Source organism: Acinetobacter sp. 40AMC3-4 (genome assembly GCF_049898185.1).
Lineage (GTDB): Bacteria > Pseudomonadota > Gammaproteobacteria > Pseudomonadales > Moraxellaceae > Acinetobacter.
Map to the genome: position 1 here is coordinate 1 of NZ_JAFCXG010000021.1, position 17,629 is coordinate 17,629.

Below are 17,629 nucleotides of genomic sequence, written 5' to 3' on the forward strand. Positions count from 1 at the left end.
CCCCTTTCTCTGATGAGGTCCAGAAGCAATACAACCCATCCAATGAACGGATTCAACACGCCAATTACAAGATGGATTTAGAGATCGCTAAATTGAAACGATCTCTATGAATCACACACTTTAACCCTATACGGTGTAAAAATTCTCGACGTTTCTTCTTATTTTTTAGTGGATCATTTTGCCAAATTTGGGATAAAAACAGCTTTAATGTATAAAAAACATCATTTAATCGTTTATCTTCAGAACCAGCAGACATCAGATGAATCAGTTGTTTCGGTGAATTTTGAATAAGTAATTCTTTGACTTGTTCTAAAATATACTCATTACCTTGATCACCCAACAGCCTGATCGCTAAAAAGGCGTTATATACACGAGATCCCTTTTGAGCTTTCAGCTTTATGCTTCCATCACCCTTTAAATAACTACTATAAAGCTCTAGAGTATGTACTTTTTTTTGAAAATAAAAGATTTGCTCTAAAAACCACATGATTACAGTATCAAAAGGCTGATTATTTCGATTTGTTCCTGGTCGAATCAATAGTAAGTCACAAATTCCACTGTCTCCAGTGTAAGGACGCAATGGCGTGAGTGTATGTATGTTTCTATCTATTGTTTTTAAGAAAAAATGTGCATATTCCTCAGAATCCTGCAATCTACTAATGAGCTTTAACGTATTAAGCTCATCACGAAATTCTGGTAATTCATCATCCCCAATCAATGTGAAGACTCGCTGACAAATGACAACAATGCCAGCTAAGCTATAGTGTGCACGCAACAAAAATAATGCTTGGATCAGTTCTTTTTCTTCTATATTTTCATTCTGATTAATACATTCTAGGAGCTTCTTGAAATAACTTTTCATGAACTACTCCGAATACGATAGACTCTTGCCTTCTTCAAGTCTGTTAAAGCCAAAGCAACTTCTGCCATTGGTGCCACACGAACAATTTGCTGCTGATATTTTTGATAAAGTTCCTCCAGTCGAGGTAAAAATACAGAAAAGTTAGCTAAATGAAAATATGGTTGCACAGACTTACCCAGCTCTTTCACTTTAATTCTTTCTAATGGCAAAAGCTTCTGGGCGATATAACCAGCTAAAACATTTTCGATTAAAAAATTACCACTCACCACCGGTGATGCCCAATTAACCAATTCTTGAACAAAGGAAATCGGCAGCTTTTTCAAAAAATGCTGTGTATTTAAAAATAAAATCATTTCTTCTGGATCTAAACTCTTTAGTCGAAGTTGGCCTGCAACCACCATCTTGTCCTGTGCTTTATCCACTTTAGCCCAGTGTCTTCTTTTCACATTATCCTTTAGAGTTTTTACCTTACATAAGTCCCTATCGACAGCAAGCAGTAACTTACGATATATCGCGAGCAGTAGTAATGCTTGATTTTTAATTTTTTCTGAAAACTCCCGGCTCATTTCCTCATTGAGTAACATCATTTTCAAAACTAAAACTGGGCATGGTTTTTCAAACCTGCCTTCAGAAATTGTTAATGCATCAATGAGCAATGGTGTCATCATTTTTTTCTGCACAGGTAAGTTATTTTTAGCGTCACAATAGTAGAATAACACAGTCCCAAAATTAACAAAATTAAATCAAATAAATTTTATATTTAATAAAAAAGTATTTGATTTATATAATTTATTTACTAACTTTATTTTTATACTAATTCATCAGCGGCGATATCTTCTTCGACCGCTTCGTCCCAAAGATGGATTTGTTTGGCCGTTAAGTGTTCATTCTTCTGGGCGAACTTATGCCGTTTAAACTGCGCAAGTTCATGCTCGTATTTTTGATTGAGAATAGAGAGAGATTTAACTTTAGAATCTAATTGCTGATTGGTGACTTCAAGATGTTGAACTCTGGCATCTAATTGCTGATTTGATTGTTCCAGTTGTTGTTTTGATTATGCTAAAGACTGATGCTGCATCGCCAATTGCCGGGTAAATTCCAGCAGTTGTTCATGGGTCAGTTAGCTTAAATCAGGCAGCGTATTCATGGCCGCAGTATGCTTGAGGTCATGACGCAGAGGAAATAGAATGTTTGGAGAATAGCAGAATGGCCGAGCTTGGTTTAGAGCATTGTTACCACTTGCTGCAGACCGATTCTTTGCCAAGCTAAACCTTGGATCAGTGCTTGTAAGTGCTCCGGGCTGAGGGCCACGGTTTCACCCTGGTGAACTTTAGCCCAGTGAAATTTTCCCTGTTCCAGCCGCCGGGCACACAGCCAGATGCCCAGCCAATCATGCACCAGCACTTTCATGCGATGGCCACGTTTGTATTACAGAATAGGTAAGCACAATGCGGTTTGATATAGCCAAAGGCTCTCAGCACCTGAGCCATGACAGTATCCATAACTGCTCGCATATCCAGAGGTTGGGTAGACAGCCAGATTTCATCGATACGGATCATGTTGCAAGTGCCTTGAGTAATTCTCCTAAAGCAGATATTTCTGATACTTGCCATTTCAAGCCAATTTCTGATTTTGAGTGGGGTAAAGTAATTTGAACCGTTAACATGTCAGTAGGAGTAGGATCTAATGGTGCAGAGCAAGATAAGGCAATAAATGCAGGTTTATTCGGTAGTGGTGAGCGATCATTTCCCTAGCTTACCATCAATTAAGCGAATCCAGTTGGATAGGGGATTTGTATTCAATCCATGTTGCAAAGCGACGGAAGCAATTGAAACGTCCGGTGCTTTACAAGCCTGAACGATCTGCTGTTTAAATTCAGCACTGCATGTTCTTCGTTTTTTCTCAAGAGATGTGATGGATGTCTGGTTATTTGTAGTCATAAATTTAGTCCCCACTTGTTTTTAAGTGAGGACTAAATTAAGGCTTATAGGATGAATTCATAAGGTGTGTTCAGCGAACACTTACGTTTTGAATAGATTTAAGGAATTAGGCAGACCTCATACCCAAGTTGTCACTTGAATTTGGATAACTTAGGGAAGATCTATCTCTAAAGCCTTTATGCAACAGAGTCGTTTTTATCCTAGGGTCCTTACCACTTGTATTCTTTACAAACATATATCTAAAAAAGTGTAGCAAGTTGCTACACTTTTCGCTAGATCAGCTTTTTACCAAAAATATCATTCAGTCTTTCACGAATACTTTGAACGAATTCCGGATTATTTTTAAGTTTATGCTTCATATTTCGTTTAAAGTCATTCAGCCCCATACCAATTTCAGCAAATTCCATTTGGAATAAAGTGTCATTAATGACAATATTTGCTTGAGAGTCAGTGAGGCATCCTACTTTTTTAAACCACTTCTTGAACTGCTGATAATTTTCATCATTATTAAAAATATACCAAGAACGTACATTCGTATCGAATTTAGCCCCTAATTCTTTTACGGATGCATTGTCTTCAAATGGAACATCAAGATAGATTTTTTCAATCACTGCAATTTCATCCAGTGCCTTATCAGCAATCCGATGATGCAGTTTAAAATTCACACCTACAATTGGACGGCCTTTCTTAACGGTTTCATACTCTAATTGTAGATCTGTATTTTCGTTAATTTCTGCCACTATTTTGTCTAATACATAGCGTCTAAAATCTACCCAGCGATCATATTTGGTTTCATTAATATCAATCAGTGCTTTCAAGTTTTCTAAAAGTAATGGCACTTCATAACTCTTTTGATTGGCGTACTTAAATTCGTTTTTAATGAAATAAGTATAAAGACTCATACTGGCAACAGAATCTAGGGCAAAAAGATGTTTTAGCTGATAGGTAGTAAAATTACCCCCAGCCAGTTGAGTGAAATACGGCAACACCTCACTAGTAAAACGAATCTGAATCGCATTTTTAGAGTCATCTTCCCATCTTAACTCACGGATAATGGGAACGACAGAATGTACTTTTTTAGTCTTTCTCTTACCATTATCAGCAGGCTCCTCAATAATAAAATGAGCTACCCGGGATGAAAGCTCTTTATAGATCCGATCTATTGCAACATTAATTGAGTTACGTTTATTTAATCCTAGTAAATCTGCCAAATCATCCTTATACAAATAAATATAAGTTTGTTCGGTAATTTCACCATCTACCCTATTTTTCTCACTATAATTCGCAACCGCCATTGCATATAGAAGTGCCTTATATTCATTGGATGACAACTCGATTGGGCGAATTAAGCGGTTACTGGTACTGACAACGCCATTATGGCGAATGTTGCCTATACAGTAGGGAATATAATTCGTTTCTTCTTGCAATGGTTCAGATTCTGTCATAACCGTGATATTTATAATTTGACTTAGTTTTTATATACAAAAGTGGAAAAACTTTCAAGACTTTCACCACAAGATTCTAAAAGTGGAAGGTCCGTCATCAAAAAAAAGCGTTATTATCCGATTTTTTGCCTTTAAAGTGGAATTAAATACAGTATTTCCACCCTACAGTGACAGACCTTCCACCTTTAGCCCCCGAAATTACAGTTTAGAGTGACTATTTTTACTTTTTTCACCCACATTCAGATAGGTTAAGTTAAATAGAAACCCTGATGTGACAAGGCTTCCACCTTTCAGTTAGATTCGAAAGGTATAACTGCACATATAATCATCAGGAAATATCCAATAAAAACAGATTATCCACAGGTTAAGAACATACAGTGACAACCCTTCCACCTTTAAGGCTTAGTTACGAGACTTTATTAACATATTAAATAATTGTTTTTTAAATTATTTTTAAATAAAAATAGCGGTTTAAAAAATAGCAGTGACAAACCTTCCACCCTAGTGACAGACCTTCCACTTTAGAGTGACAAACCTTCCACTTTAGAGTGACAGACCTTCCACTTTAGAGTGACAGACCTTCCACTTTAGAGTGACAGACCTTCCACTTTAGAGTGACAGACCTTCCACTTTTAAAACTCTAAGCATTTGTTTTATATAATAAAAATGCACTCTTAATTATTAATTAGCTAAATAACTAATTATTCTAATTATTAATTAAGCTAGCTTAGTTAAAGATTTATTTTTAAGCTGTTTTACATCTCAACAAATAGGATTTATAAATTTTAAAACTATAGTAAGATGAGTGAAAGTTATTTATATTACTAAACATTCAAATACGGAAGCATCTGACACGCATGTCTGCAAAAATTATTACTGTTGCTAACCATAAAGGCGGATGTGGCAAAACAACGACTGTTGTGCACCTAGCCTCAGAACTTGCCAATCTGGGCAACAAGGTTTTAGTCATTGATTTAGATCCTCAAGCAAACGCAAGTTTACACATTGGGATCCAACATCCAAGCGAAATTGTTGTGACTACAGCAGAATTACTAGTGGGCGATATTTCGTTGTTGGCAGATGCATTACAAGAAGAAACGAACTTTGAAAAAGTATCATTAATTTATGGTTCCTTGAATTTAGGAAAAACTGAAGACCAACTAAAAGAAGAAGCTCCCCGTCCTTCTGAAGAGTTAAATATCAAGTTAGAACTGTTAAAAGATCTTTATGATTTTATATTGATCGACTGTCCACCTAGTCTTAAATTATTAACCAGCAATGCCCTGGCATCTTCAACACATGTCATTATCCCTATCGAATCCGGATCACAATATGGATTGTATGGGGTAACAGATCTTTTAAATCATCTTGAAAAGATCAAACGTATTAATCCAGATTTAGAGCTTTTAGGCGCTTTACTAATTAAGCATGATGAACGTCAGAATGTCTGTAAGCTGATTCGGAATGAAGCCTTGAAACAGGTAGGAAAACTTTTAGAGACTACCATTCCTCAAAGTACTAAAGTTAATCAAGCAGCGATTCTGCAACAATCACTTTTGAATGTAGAAAAAAATTCAAAAGTACGTAAGGCTTTTGAAAGCCTTGCCAATGAAATTGTAGCTAAAGTTTAAACCTGAGAGTATTATGGCAAGCACCAAAGAGCTTTTAGCTCAGAAACTGAAACAGAATACAGAAAAACATCAGCAAGCACAGAAAGACAATATTAGAGAGCTGAAAGAGTTTAGACGTAATGTTCCTATTGAGGATATTAGCCGCAGTCCAAACCAGCCGCGTAAATTATTTGAAGAGTCACAATTAAAAGAACTGGCGGATTCCATTGACGAAGTCGGTCTTTTGCAGCCCATTACAGTGCGTAAACTTGATAATCTGAAATATGAACTCATTGCAGGCGAGCGGCGCTTACGGGCGCACCATTTACTCGGCAAGTCTGTGATTGAAGCCATTATCATTGATGCGAATAATGTAGAAGCATCTTTGTTAACCTTAGCAGAGAATTTAAAGCGTCAGGACCTGACAGATTATGAAATTTTTATTGGCCTGAACTCACTTGATGAGAAGTTAAAGAAAAACAAGCAACGTTTAGCCAATTCACTGGGTTTAAATCGCGAAGATATGTACAAGTATTTAGCGTACGAAAAACTGCCTCAAGTAATTTTAAATGACCTTGATGTGGAACCAGGCCTGCTAGGTCGTACTGCTGCCACTGCATTCAAAAAATTTCTGTCGGATCATATAGAGCAACTTTCTGAGGCCGAAATGGCTTTACTCAAGGCTTGGGAAAAATTAAAAGACAAAAAACTCGAGCAAAGCAAAGTTACTACTTATGCTGAAAAACTATTGAGTCAGAATCCAGAAAAACTGACCACAACATCCGTGGTTAGAAAAATTGAATATGCAGGTAAGATTGCGGGGAATATCAAACTCAATCAAAAACAGCTTAAGGTTTCTCTGAATATCTCGGAAATTGATGAAGCCAGTCTCTTACAACTAGAAGATTTTTTAAAACAGCTGATTCAGAAAAGTGAAAAAGTGTAGCAATTTGCTACACTTTTTTTTGACAATCTCAAACTAGGGCGTGTCATCAATTAAGCCAGAAAGATCGCTGATAAGAAGTTTTGAGCCAATTTATCATAGCGTGTGGCAATAGCACGATATTGTTTGAGCTTGGCAAAAAATTCTCGATCAGATGTCTTGCCTTGTAGATATGTCAATCATAATCACGCTGATCAATAGAATTACTTTTCGCTGGCATCGCAACTTGACCCTTCGCCTCTAAAATTGGATCAATGACCCGATCCCTGGAGTTGTAGGCTTTATTCATAAGCCAGGTCTGGCTCAACGATAAGTCCAGCAACACATCTGAACCGTTTAAGTCATGAACCTGCCCATCCGTGAGATAAAATCCTGTCGGGTTGCCTAAAGCATCAGTATGGGCATGAATTTTGGTGCTTAAGCCCCCTTTACTGCGCCTATTCGCCTGATTTCCCCCCAGCGCTGTGTTGGTAAGCACGTACAATGGGGTGGAGTCTAACATGACATATTCATTGTCACGGTCATGTGACAGCACTTCAAAGACTCTCTGCCACACACCTGTTTTAGCCCAAAGGCTAAAACGAGTATGCACTACTCTAAAATCACCAAAGCGTTCGGGTAAGTCTCGCCACGGGATACCTGAACGATAGCGCTTCAACAAATAGTCGGTTATCTTTGGCCGTTACTCCAACAGTACCCATTCGTCCAAGTAACAGATCTTTAACCTGTTCCCAATGATCATCTTTTAATGCATAGCGTTTAGTCATGAAAAAATTATGAGGACCGGTAATATTTTCTCAAGCTAATTGATGACACCTTAATTCAAAATAAAAAACGGTTTTAAATATTATTTCCATAAATTTCAATATTACACTGACTTATAACAGGTTTTAATTGACTCCGCTTAGATGATATATGGGACCTAATAAATTAACTAATTAACTTATGTCCATGAAAAATTAGAAATAAATGAACATATATCAATGATGTATGGTTGTTTTTTTATAATAAATAGCCTAAGTAATCGTTAGTGAATAGATGTTTTTTTGGTGCGGTATAATTACCTGAAAATCCAGACATCAGTTATAAAATGAGATAAATTTTGAAGGACGCCAGCTTTAAACCGCAGCTTTCATTTTTTGTCTATATACAGCAGTCCAAGACGTTACCCAGTGTCACGTTACGGAACCGCACTCAGTGCGCTTGCCGGATTCAACAGTCTGGAGATCTTAGTATATTGCCCTATAAAGCTCATTTTATTAAAGATTACCTTTAGATAGTCAAAGGCATTCAAGTGTACAGATAGGGACTGTGCCAGGAAACGTGCTAGTATGGAGGTGGGCAATAACTGCTTAGAATCAAGGTACGTGATTTTCTCAGTCGACTATTACGAATAGCCGCCGATTTTGTAGATGCCTTTTAATTAGATTGAACCATCACCACTCTCCTAGACAAATTTAGTCTATTCTTTTTGCATAAATGATAAAATTATGAATGGACAACGATATTCTCTCAGAATCACGTATTAATCATGCTGCTAAACATTCTCATTAAAACAAGGGAATGCATCTTTTTACTGATCGTACCTTGTTTTTAATTTTCCTCTGTTCTTTAATTTAGTACTATCTTTATCATTTATGAGCACTCACTGGATTCACTGAATGAAGTATATGGAAATCAGAGATTTGATTGAGGCTGAATTGAAAAATTATAGTTCTAATCAAATGATTCCATCCGAACGGTACTTGGCATTAAAGTTTGACTGTTCAAGGGAAACAGTGCGTAAGGCCTATGAACAGCTTCGTGCCGAAGATAAAATTTTCAAACGGCAAAATCTCGGCTGGTTCGTGAGTAATAAAAAAATTCAATATTCTCCAAACTCAATTGAAAATTTTCGTTCTTATATGAAGGCACAGGGTTTTAATGTCAGAACTGAACTAATCTCGACCAGACAGTTGGAGCGATTGGATCACAGTAATCTTTTTAGTGAAGAAAATCGTAAATTGGGCTTTATTGAAATTATTCGTTTACGTTATGCTGATGATGTACCTGTACTTCTAGAATATAATTATTTACCTGTTGCGCTGTTTCCAAATGTGCTGAATTATGATGTGATTACTTCGGTACAAGATGTCATTAAAAATCACTTTCATTATAATTACACGAGTAGTCAGTTAAAAATTAAAAATACCGGTGTGTCTCATTTTGAGAGCCAGTACTTAGGTATTCCTTTAAGTCAAACCGCCACTTATATTGAACGTATTTCAAAATCAGATGATCTAGTGATTGAATATGACATCGAAATCTGGTCACAGGACAAAATTGAAATGACCTTAGATATTCAAGCATAAGCTTATATTTATATCCTGCCCATTCAAATCCTAAGAAGTTAAATGGTTTTAGGATTTTTTTATTTTCTTAGATTAGCATTATTAGACCGCCTTCATAAATCATTCTTACTCAGTTGCAAATTATAAATTCCAGCAACTAGATTGAATCTCAAAAGGGGGGCTTTTAGCTCTATTGCGATAACGTTCTGAAAGCATTTTGAAAGTTTTTAGACTGCCAATCCATACTTAATTTCTATTCTTCTTTATTGATTTCCTGATTATAGATTTTTAGTTCAGGATCCAGTTTACAGCGGCTTTTGGCCTCTAATGGCAACAGGGTATTGGGAAGCGCGTTTGATTGAGGTTAAGCAGGCAGAGAAAATTAGACGTTATATCACTTTATTAATGGACCCAAAGACATATCCACTGATAGGCTTGGCGAAGCTTTATGCTCAGCGCTGGGAAATAAAAATGTGTTACCGAGAAATCAAAAGTGATTTACAGGAGGGCAAGCATTTGAGGAGCAAGCAACCTGATTTAGTTTATCAAGAATTATGGGGGGTATTGCCTATAATATTCTAAGAAGACAATGAAACATATGGCTCAACGTGCAAAAGTCAGTCCTTTGAGAACCAGCTTTCATATTGCATCTATTGGCATTCTGAATATATTAAGATTCGACTCTTTAGACTCCGCAGGTAATTTACCTAAACATTTAGAAAGTTTACTGGAAAAATCTAAGAGATATGTTTTGCCTGAGAGGGAGTGAGGAGTTGCCCACGAGTTATGAAAGGGACACCACAGAAATACCCAAGAAAATGCCAGTCAATTTCTTAACTGACCGGCATTCCTTTAATTAAGGGCTTTCAGATGATTCAGATTTTTTGTCTTTCTCATTTCCATAATCTAAAGCAACCTGTTGTGCTTCGGCGGCGGCAGTTGCTTCTATTGGAATGGATTCATCTGCAATAGCTACTGTTCCAGTAAATCCAAATAAGCTCAGGATTAGAATCTTTGAATACTTTTCCATCTGAATTTCCTCTATGTTTCTAAAACTTAATTTCAGTGTAGAGGCTAAGTTTAAATTCCGATGTATGAGCTATGTCTGCGTATGTAAGATATTCAGGATCCAAGTTATAGAACCTTGGGTTTAGGTAAGAATACTTATCGGATGAGTTTTTTTTGTAGCGTTAATTGGCCAAATACAGACCGATTTTCTTAAAAATCTTTTATAGCGAAGATAATTTAATGGCAAATTATAAAAAGAGCATAGCAAATGGTCAACTGCGGTAATCCCCCCCCTACAATAAAATCCAAGAAGAAATAAACAATATGGAACCAGGTACGATGAAATGGATCAGCAATAATATTGAGTTAAATGACATGCAGGGTGTCCATACTTTCTTATTAAGTTTAGAAGAAGAAGGTGGTGTTGATATGATCGCAGTAGGTCATGAGTCTTATATAGGACATCGCCCAGTACATAAGGTTAAGTTTGAAAAGAATTCACTTCCTCTGAGAGATTTTTCTTTACCAGCCCTATCTTTGTAACATCCAGTAATTCTTTTGTAACCTTATTGTTATTTATTGTTCACTTTGTTTATTATATAAAAGATGAAAGGTGGAGAATTTAAGATGCTCACTAAGGTCGAAGCCATTGTGATTTCACTAATGGTAATTGCATTAATACTCATTATTTATGAAATGGGACAAGGACTTAATTGGACTTTATAAATGCTTTCTCAGCTTAAAAAAAGTTCTCAATTGATGGCATTAATTTATTTATCAGAAGTTTCAGAATTTTGATCTTATGCTTGGCTGACTAAAGATGAATAATATCTATATTGGTGATATTGTTTACCTAGTTTACGGTAGTCATCCAATGATGGTTGAAAAATTGCACGATAATTTAGCTACTTGTATATGGTTCAGTGATAAAAAACATTTTTTCCGTAAGAATTTTCCCTTAAATATCTTAATAAAAAAACGTAATTCAACAAAATATACCTGTATAGATTAAGCTTGAAAATTATCTTAAAGCTTCAATAGAACTGAATCAAAGCACCTTAGGCGGGCGAATTCAAACATGAGGTGCGATAGTTTCAAAAGCCTTATGATAATCAATAAGCTGAGAAAATTTCTCTAATAGTGTAAGCCAATCTAACGCTTTTCTAGGACGAGTATTCAGTGACATGGCAACTTGATTTAAATAATGCTGATCTGCCTGATTTAAATCAATCCCTTTAGGTAAATATTGCCTAATTAAACCATTCATATTTTCGCATGTGCCTTTTTGCCATGGTGAATGTGGGTCACAGAAATATACATCTATGCCTAAATTTTACCATCTCACGTCCACGGTCATAGGTCAACGTTTCACGCAGTTCTCAGGTAAATATTTCAGAGCTTTAGTTAAAGCCTTGCGCACTGATTCTGCCTTTGCATCAGATAATGTTGCCAAGATACAGAGCTGTGTATTTCGTTCAATAAGTGTTGCTATCGAACTTTTATTGTCTTTACCTTTAATTAAATCGGCTTCCCAATGACCCGGTATCTTTCTTGAACTTCGGCTGGGCGCTCATGAATAGTTTTAATATCCTGTAATATAGAATCTTTTTTAGGTTCACCGTTAGCTTTTCGCTTTTTATTTTCATGATGCAGACAGGATAATAAGTCTTTTTTCAACTCACCCTTTGGTAATGCTCGTATCGTTGAATAAATCGTTGTATGGCTTACATTCATTGTTTGATCCAAATCAGGAATTGTCTTTAAACGCTTCGATATTTGCTGAGGAGACCATAAACAACGGATCGCTTCAACAATAAATCTCCAGAGGATTGAATCGATTTTGAGCTTTCTGTGACTACGTCTAGCGAAGGTGTTATCAGAAGCATATCGAGCTTGATAAACGTCATTGATACTATTTCTTTTAAGCTCACCATAGATCGTACTTGGATGTCTTTTAATGAGTTCGGCAAATTTTCTTGGTGAAAAGCCTTCTTTTCTTGACTCAAGCATTAATGCAGTACGATCTTCAAAGTTAAGATGATGGTATGACAATTTTATATACTCCATACCCTTTAAATTAATTAGGTGGTTTATGTCGCACTTCAAGTTTTACTCTGCCTTGCCTCTAATATTATTGAGAAACTGATTGATCAAAGTATTTCAAATTAAGAAATAAATAATTTTATATTTAGCTCTGATGGGATAACCATCAGGGTATTTTTTTGTCATTAAAATCTAATTTGAGACATCATTATGAATGATTTTTTTTTAGAAACGAATCGAAGCATCAAAATCAATGACATTGAAGTTCGTCAGATACAGATGAAAGACTTCGATACCTGGGCAATCCATACTGAGCCGTTAAAGAACTTCATTAAAGACCAAAATCATTCAAGTGTACAGGTCATTCGACCATGGCATGTGTTACTGATCTGAACAATGAATCACTGGTGGAATTTGCTGCTGATAAACAGGGATTTAAAGAGCTACGTAGTGAAGTCATGAAAATGAATTACGGTACATTTCAAAACTACGTTATCGCTTGAACTGAGGATAAGAAAGCTTGTTTGAATCGATATATTTCATCCGCAGATTATGCGCGAATGCTAATAAATCTGGAGTTCGAATATTAACCAAAAAGAAGATCATTTTCTGATTTATGCGAGAGATCTATTCTATTTTTATATTTATAAGGCTAAACTTGCCTTCAATTTAATACTGGTATGTACCACTTAATTTTAGGGCGTGTCTTCAATATTAAATGTATTTAAAAATACTGTTTGCTTGTTCGCCTAAACGATGATTTTCCATTATTAGATAATGATCTAGCTCAGGAATAGTGATGATGACCATAATTACCAATGATTTAGGTCATGGTATGGACAATGCCTGGGAAAATAAAGACTGGGCACATATTTCTGATCCAGAATTACAAAGCCTGCAGCAGCAATATTCCTGTTTACAAGGTCATTTTGAGATTTTGTGGTATAGTCCCCGGCCATTTTCATCTGCGGCTCTGGTCAAGGTGGAGCAGGATTTTGTGATCAGGGATGAAGCAGTCGCGCATCAGTATTTGATTAAGCGCAGCCATTGTTCCTTTCGTCGTGCCCGCGATATTTTACAGGAGCATGCCGTTCTTCAGCATTTAGCTAGCAAAGAAATTCCTGTTGCAGCATTGATTAGCTCAAATCAAGGTCTGACCGCTTTAGAGCTAGGTGACTGGACCTATGAAGTCTATGCAAAAGCAGTCGGCTTAGATCTGTATGCAGATCAGCAATCCTGGAAACCTTTTTTCTATGCTGAACATGCTGCGAAAGCGGGGCAATTGCTGGCAAAGTTACATATGGCCATGCAGGATTTTCCTGAGCACCAAGGCCGATCAGCATCTTATTTATTGTCCAATCAGCAGCTTTTAGACAGTGAAAATATCGTTACAGCCATTCAACGGCGCATTGTAAACAGTCCAGAATTAAGCCGTTACTGTGCCGACAAAAATTTAGATCCTTACTTTTTAGATCAAATCTTACAGGTTCACCAGCGTATTCAGCCTGTATTGCAACAGGCAAGCAGAATTTGGACCCATAACGATTTACACGCTTCTAATCTATTCTGGTCAGCACCGGATGCCAAAGCGGAGATTACTGCCGTAATTGATTTTGGTTTATCTGACCGAAATTCGGCACTTTATGATCTGGCTGTGACGATTGAACGTAATTTCATTGATTGGTTGGAATTAAAGCAGAACCCACATATTCCGATTGATGAAGCCGGTTTAACCGCTTTTCTCCATGCTTATTTTTCCGAAATACATCCACAAGAAGATTTTAGTATTTTGCCAGAACTGCTGAAAATCGTGCATCTGGATTTCGCTTTTTCAGAGCTGGAGTATTTTGTGGGTATTACCCACAACCTCAACCATGCAGATGCGGCTTATTACGACTGGATTATCGGTCATGTGGACTGGTTCTTTGGCGAACAAGGCCAACAATTTACCCAGACTTTAACTCGGCTCATTCAACATGAATTGCAAGCTTCTCAATGCTCTCTCTAAACCCAGCATCATCACCCACTTCACATACATAAGGTTTCGTATGAACACTCGTCAATTCAAACAGAATGTATTAACCCGATCTTTAAAAATGATCATTCTGTCACCGCTGTGTTTAGCCCCGCTGACTTATGCTGAAGACGATGTGCAACAGCTTGACACGATTGTTATCACCGCCGATCAAAGCATTCCTTACACGAGTACCAAAGTGAATATTGAAGGTTTTGGTACGGAGAATTTGCAAAAAATACCTGCATCAGTTTCTATCTTGACTGCCGATCTCATCGCTGAACAACATGGCCGTGTGCTGAGCGATGTTGTAAAAAATGATGCAGCCATCGGTGATGGCTATGCTGCAATTGGCTATTATCCAAACTTTGTCTCGCGTGGCTTTGCACTTGATTTGGCATCAAGCTACCTGATTAATAGCAATGTGATTCGTGGTGAACAAAACGTTGCACTTGAAAATAAAGAGCGTGTGGAAATTTTAAAAGGCATTTCCGCGATTCAAAGTGGTATGTCGACCCCGGGTGGTGTGGTCAATTATGTCACCAAGCGACCTAAAGATATCCAGGCCCTGACATTCTCTGCTGATCAACATGGACAGTTTTCAGTGGCAACTGATCTAGGTGGTTTTTGGGGTGATGAGCAACAATTCGGATATCGCATCAATCTGGTGAATGAACAGATTGAGTCTTATGTCGATCATGTGGAGGGTGAACGCTATTTAGCGGCATTGGCCTTAGATTGGAAAACATCTGAGCAATCTAAATTGGAATTTGATCTTGAAGCACAGCGTTCCGAACAAAGATCAGTGCCAGGCTATCAATTACTCGATGGCAAAGTCCCAGAAAATGTGAAATGGGATCGATTGCTGGGTTACCAGACTTGGGGCAAACCGGTCACGATCGATAGTCTGAATAGCAGTTTAAAATATAGCTATGCTTTGAATAGTGACTGGAACCTGGGACTCGTTGCAGCACACAGTAAATCCAGAGTTGATGACTATTCAAGCTTTGCTTATGGTTATTATCGGGAAGGCTGTCTGGAAGAGTATTCCTGTAACACGTTTGGTAAAGCTGGCGAGTATGATATTTACGATTATCAGAATCCAGATGAAACCTTTAAAACCAATCAATTTAAAGTCAAATTGGATGGGGTGATTGATACCAATTGGGTACAACATCACCTTAACTTTGATTTGACTTACACCGATAAATCTAGAAATCGTTACAACGGTATAAACCAGTACATAAATTCAGAAGACTATGTTGGTAATATTTACCAAGATACCTACGACAGGATCCCAGAAGAAGGAAATCTAGGTCCTTATTTTAAAGCTTTAGACAGTAAACAAACTGCATTGACGTTTCTTGATCGTATTGAATGGAATGAACATTGGACCACTTTGATTGGCGGAAAATGGATCGAGCTGGATGAACAAGCATATGATGCAGATCGGGTAAAAGTCCGCGATACTGATTTAGGCAAATTTTTACCGCAATTTGCGATCAGCTATAGCCCCTTGGAATCGACTACCGTCTATGCCTCGTATGCTAAAGGCCTGTCAGATGGAAAAACAGCGCCTTGGTTTGCAGAGAATGCGGCTGAAACTCTAGCACCGATCTATTCAGAGCAATATGAAATTGGTTTCAAACAACAGATCCATGATTTCCTGTTGACTGCAGCCGTTTTTGATTTACGTCAGGACAATCAATATAGCAAGCCGATTTCAGGACTTCGCTATTTTATTGCGGAAGGCGAACAGCATAGTCAGGGCCTGGAATTAGGACTGAATGGTGCATTAACCGACCATCTGGCCTTAACTTCATCTTTAGCCTTGACCAAAGCCCGTTTAGAAAATGTGGAAGCGGTTGAATATGGTAATCATCAGGCGCAAAACGTGCCAAAAGCTCGTTTCGCAACACATCTTCGCTATAACGTACCGAGCATTGCAGGTTTCACTGTTCTGGCAGGTGGTCAATACAGTTCCAGCAAATATGCCAACAAAGAGGGTGCTGCGAAAGTTGCAGGTTATAGTGTGGTTGATTTAGGCGCTGCTTATCAATTTAAACTAAATACGACCGATGCATTGCTACGCTTGAATATTAATAATCTGTTCAACAAGAAATACTGGCGTGATGCAGGTGAATTTTTGGGTGACGATTATTTATTCTTGGGTTCGCCGCGTACAGCAACCTTGTCATTCAATCTGAACTTCTAAATTGGCTGCTTAATCAGGTTATATTGCTATGGAAAATATAGAAATTGCAGCGTTTATTTTAAACGTTTTAGGTGTCTGGTTGACCTCCAAACAATATAAAGTCTGCTGGTTGGTGAATATTGTCGCTGTATTTTTATATATGATTATTTTTTATCGTGTTAATTTATTTGCAGACGCAGCATTACAAGCCGTATTTATCTTGATGCAACTGTATGGCTGGTATAGCTGGTCGAAGAAAAATCATGACCAGGCTATCACCGTGCAGATTGGCTATTTGAATAAAAAAATCTGGGTATATAGCCTGATTGTGGGTATTGTCGCCGGTCTGGTGATTGGCGCCTTATTTGCTCATTTCACCACAGCATCACTCCCTTGGTTGGATTCCATGTTGGCTTCTTTTAGCTTGGTGGCAAGTTATTGGGCGGCAAAAAAATATATTGAAAGCTGGGGATTATGGTGTGTGTTAGATGTGATTTATGTCGGCATGTATAGCTATAAGTCATTGTATTTAACCGCCGTGCTTTATTTTATTTTTATTCTTCTGGCACTCAATGGCTGGAGAATGTGGCGAAATCTTTATAGAGTGAAATTATCTTGAAATGACACTATTGCAAATAGAAATTTGAGGTGATGCTCTTTCCTTTAAAAAAAGTATTTATAGACTAAAAACTTTATTTGAATTGGCCGCAGCTTGAAGATGTTGCTGATATTTTGTGAAAGCTAGCTACCATACATTCAAAGCGAACCGAAGTTCGCTTTGAATGTATTTCACTTCTTAAAAGAACCCGGCTGGTTTGGTCGAATAGCTGACTAGCAAGTTTTTAGTCTGCTGATAATGATCCAGCATCATTCTGTGATTCTCACGTCCAATGCCTGATTTTTTATAACCACCGAAAGCCGCATGCGCAGGATAGATGTGATAACAGTTGGTCCACACCCGACCCGCCTGAATAGCACGACCAGCGCGGTAGGTGGTATGTGCCGAACGTGACCAGACACCGGCACCGAGTCCGTAAATCGTATCGTTGGCGATCTTGATCGCATCGTCGAAGTCTTTAAAGGTGGTCACAGCCAGTACAGGTCCGAAGATTTCATCCTGAAAGGTCTTCATGTCATTGGTGCCTTTAAAGATGGTCGGTTCAATATAGAAACCTTGACCGACTTCCTGACGTGCTTCACCACCGGTCAGGATCTGTGCACCTTCTTCACGGCCAGTGGC

General features: G+C 37.6%; 14 protein-coding genes and 7 pseudogenes. 10 read left to right on the plus strand and 11 right to left on the minus strand.

Annotated elements, in window-relative coordinates; all coding sequences use genetic code 11:
* Positions 1-110 (plus strand): annotated as a pseudogene (locus ACP7BU_RS14795) (IS481 family transposase); the annotation flags it as partial.
* Positions 111-118: 8 nt separating this feature from the next.
* Here the strand turns inward: ACP7BU_RS14795 and ACP7BU_RS14800 are convergent.
* The 7 genes and pseudogenes from ACP7BU_RS14800 to ACP7BU_RS14830 all read right to left on the minus strand — a co-directional run.
* Positions 119-862 (minus strand): annotated as a pseudogene (locus ACP7BU_RS14800) (hypothetical protein); the annotation flags it as partial.
* Positions 859-1,530, minus strand: coding sequence for a hypothetical protein (locus ACP7BU_RS14805; RefSeq protein ID WP_425880181.1), 672 nt, complete (start codon positions 1,528-1,530; stop codon positions 859-861). The gene ACP7BU_RS14805 and the pseudogene ACP7BU_RS14800, both read right to left, overlap by 4 nt.
* 146 nt (positions 1,531-1,676) lie before the next feature.
* Positions 1,677-1,982, minus strand: a pseudogene (locus ACP7BU_RS14810) (IS66 family transposase); the annotation flags it as partial.
* Positions 1,983-2,083: 101 nt separating this feature from the next.
* Positions 2,084-2,272: an IS66 family insertion sequence element accessory protein TnpB gene (gene tnpB / locus ACP7BU_RS14815; protein ID WP_425880180.1), complete on the minus strand. Its 189-nt coding sequence runs from the start codon at positions 2,270-2,272 to the stop codon at positions 2,084-2,086.
* Entirely contained in the window at positions 2,269-2,421 is a 153-nt protein-coding gene (locus ACP7BU_RS14820) for a hypothetical protein (protein WP_425880179.1), read from the minus strand. The genes tnpB and ACP7BU_RS14820 overlap by 4 nt, the downstream gene beginning before the upstream one ends.
* Positions 2,418-2,802: pseudogene (locus ACP7BU_RS14825) on the minus strand (transposase). Before ACP7BU_RS14825 ends, ACP7BU_RS14820 begins: the two are co-directional and overlap by 4 nt.
* Before the next feature lie 272 nt (positions 2,803-3,074).
* A complete protein-coding gene (locus ACP7BU_RS14830; RefSeq protein WP_253138647.1) occupies positions 3,075-4,247 on the minus strand; it encodes a replication initiation protein in 1,173 nt (390 codons plus the stop codon).
* An 857-nt stretch (positions 4,248-5,104) separates the two neighbouring features.
* Between ACP7BU_RS14830 and ACP7BU_RS14835 the strand changes: the two genes are divergently transcribed.
* Together ACP7BU_RS14835 and ACP7BU_RS14840 are read left to right on the plus strand one after the other, a co-directional pair.
* Entirely contained in the window at positions 5,105-5,878 is a 774-nt protein-coding gene (locus tag ACP7BU_RS14835; RefSeq protein WP_004647772.1) for a ParA family protein, read from the plus strand.
* A gap of 13 nt (positions 5,879-5,891) precedes the next feature.
* Entirely contained in the window at positions 5,892-6,803 is a 912-nt protein-coding gene (locus ACP7BU_RS14840) for a ParB/RepB/Spo0J family partition protein (protein WP_425880178.1), read from the plus strand.
* Positions 6,804-6,853: 50 nt separating this feature from the next.
* Here the strand turns inward: ACP7BU_RS14840 and ACP7BU_RS14845 are convergent.
* Positions 6,854-7,567: pseudogene (locus ACP7BU_RS14845) on the minus strand (IS5 family transposase).
* Positions 7,568-8,461: 894 nt separating this feature from the next.
* Between ACP7BU_RS14845 and ACP7BU_RS14850 the strand changes: the two are divergent.
* A complete protein-coding gene (locus ACP7BU_RS14850; protein WP_425880177.1) occupies positions 8,462-9,151 on the plus strand; it encodes a GntR family transcriptional regulator in 690 nt (229 codons plus the stop codon).
* Positions 9,152-9,469: 318 nt separating this feature from the next.
* Positions 9,470-9,967 (plus strand): annotated as a pseudogene (locus ACP7BU_RS14855) (IS4 family transposase); the annotation flags it as partial.
* Between the two features lie 19 nt (positions 9,968-9,986).
* Here ACP7BU_RS14855 and ACP7BU_RS14860 read toward each other — a convergent pair.
* Complete coding sequence (locus ACP7BU_RS14860; RefSeq protein ID WP_004281965.1) at positions 9,987-10,160, minus strand: hypothetical protein; 174 nt, start codon at positions 10,158-10,160, stop codon at positions 9,987-9,989.
* A 302-nt stretch (positions 10,161-10,462) separates the two neighbouring features.
* Between ACP7BU_RS14860 and ACP7BU_RS14865 the strand changes: the two genes are divergently transcribed.
* Complete coding sequence (locus ACP7BU_RS14865; protein WP_425880176.1) at positions 10,463-10,681, plus strand: hypothetical protein; 219 nt, start codon at positions 10,463-10,465, stop codon at positions 10,679-10,681.
* A 529-nt stretch (positions 10,682-11,210) separates the two neighbouring features.
* On the opposite strand, the pseudogene ACP7BU_RS14870 reads toward ACP7BU_RS14865, so the two are convergent.
* Positions 11,211-12,205, minus strand: a pseudogene (locus ACP7BU_RS14870) (IS30 family transposase).
* A 186-nt stretch (positions 12,206-12,391) separates the two neighbouring features.
* Here ACP7BU_RS14870 and ACP7BU_RS14875 point away from each other — a divergent pair.
* From ACP7BU_RS14875 to pnuC, 4 genes are all read left to right on the plus strand, one after another.
* On the plus strand, positions 12,392-12,574 hold the full coding sequence (locus ACP7BU_RS14875; protein ID WP_253138651.1) for a hypothetical protein: 183 nt from the start codon (positions 12,392-12,394) through the stop codon (positions 12,572-12,574).
* Positions 12,575-12,983: 409 nt separating this feature from the next.
* Positions 12,984-14,189: a phosphotransferase enzyme family protein gene (locus ACP7BU_RS14880; protein ID WP_425880182.1), complete on the plus strand. Its 1,206-nt coding sequence runs from the start codon at positions 12,984-12,986 to the stop codon at positions 14,187-14,189.
* A gap of 40 nt (positions 14,190-14,229) precedes the next feature.
* Positions 14,230-16,410, plus strand: a complete 2,181-nt coding sequence (locus tag ACP7BU_RS14885; protein ID WP_425880175.1) for a TonB-dependent siderophore receptor — start codon at positions 14,230-14,232, stop codon at positions 16,408-16,410.
* 28 nt (positions 16,411-16,438) lie between these two features.
* The gene (gene pnuC, locus ACP7BU_RS14890; protein WP_004281962.1) at positions 16,439-17,008 is read left to right on the plus strand and encodes a nicotinamide riboside transporter PnuC; all 570 of its coding nucleotides are present in this window, start codon (positions 16,439-16,441) and stop codon (positions 17,006-17,008) included.
* A gap of 177 nt (positions 17,009-17,185) precedes the next feature.
* Here pnuC and ACP7BU_RS14895 read toward each other — a convergent pair.
* A partial coding sequence (locus tag ACP7BU_RS14895; protein ID WP_425880174.1) for an aldehyde dehydrogenase family protein occupies positions 17,186-17,629 on the minus strand: 444 nt, incomplete at its 5' end.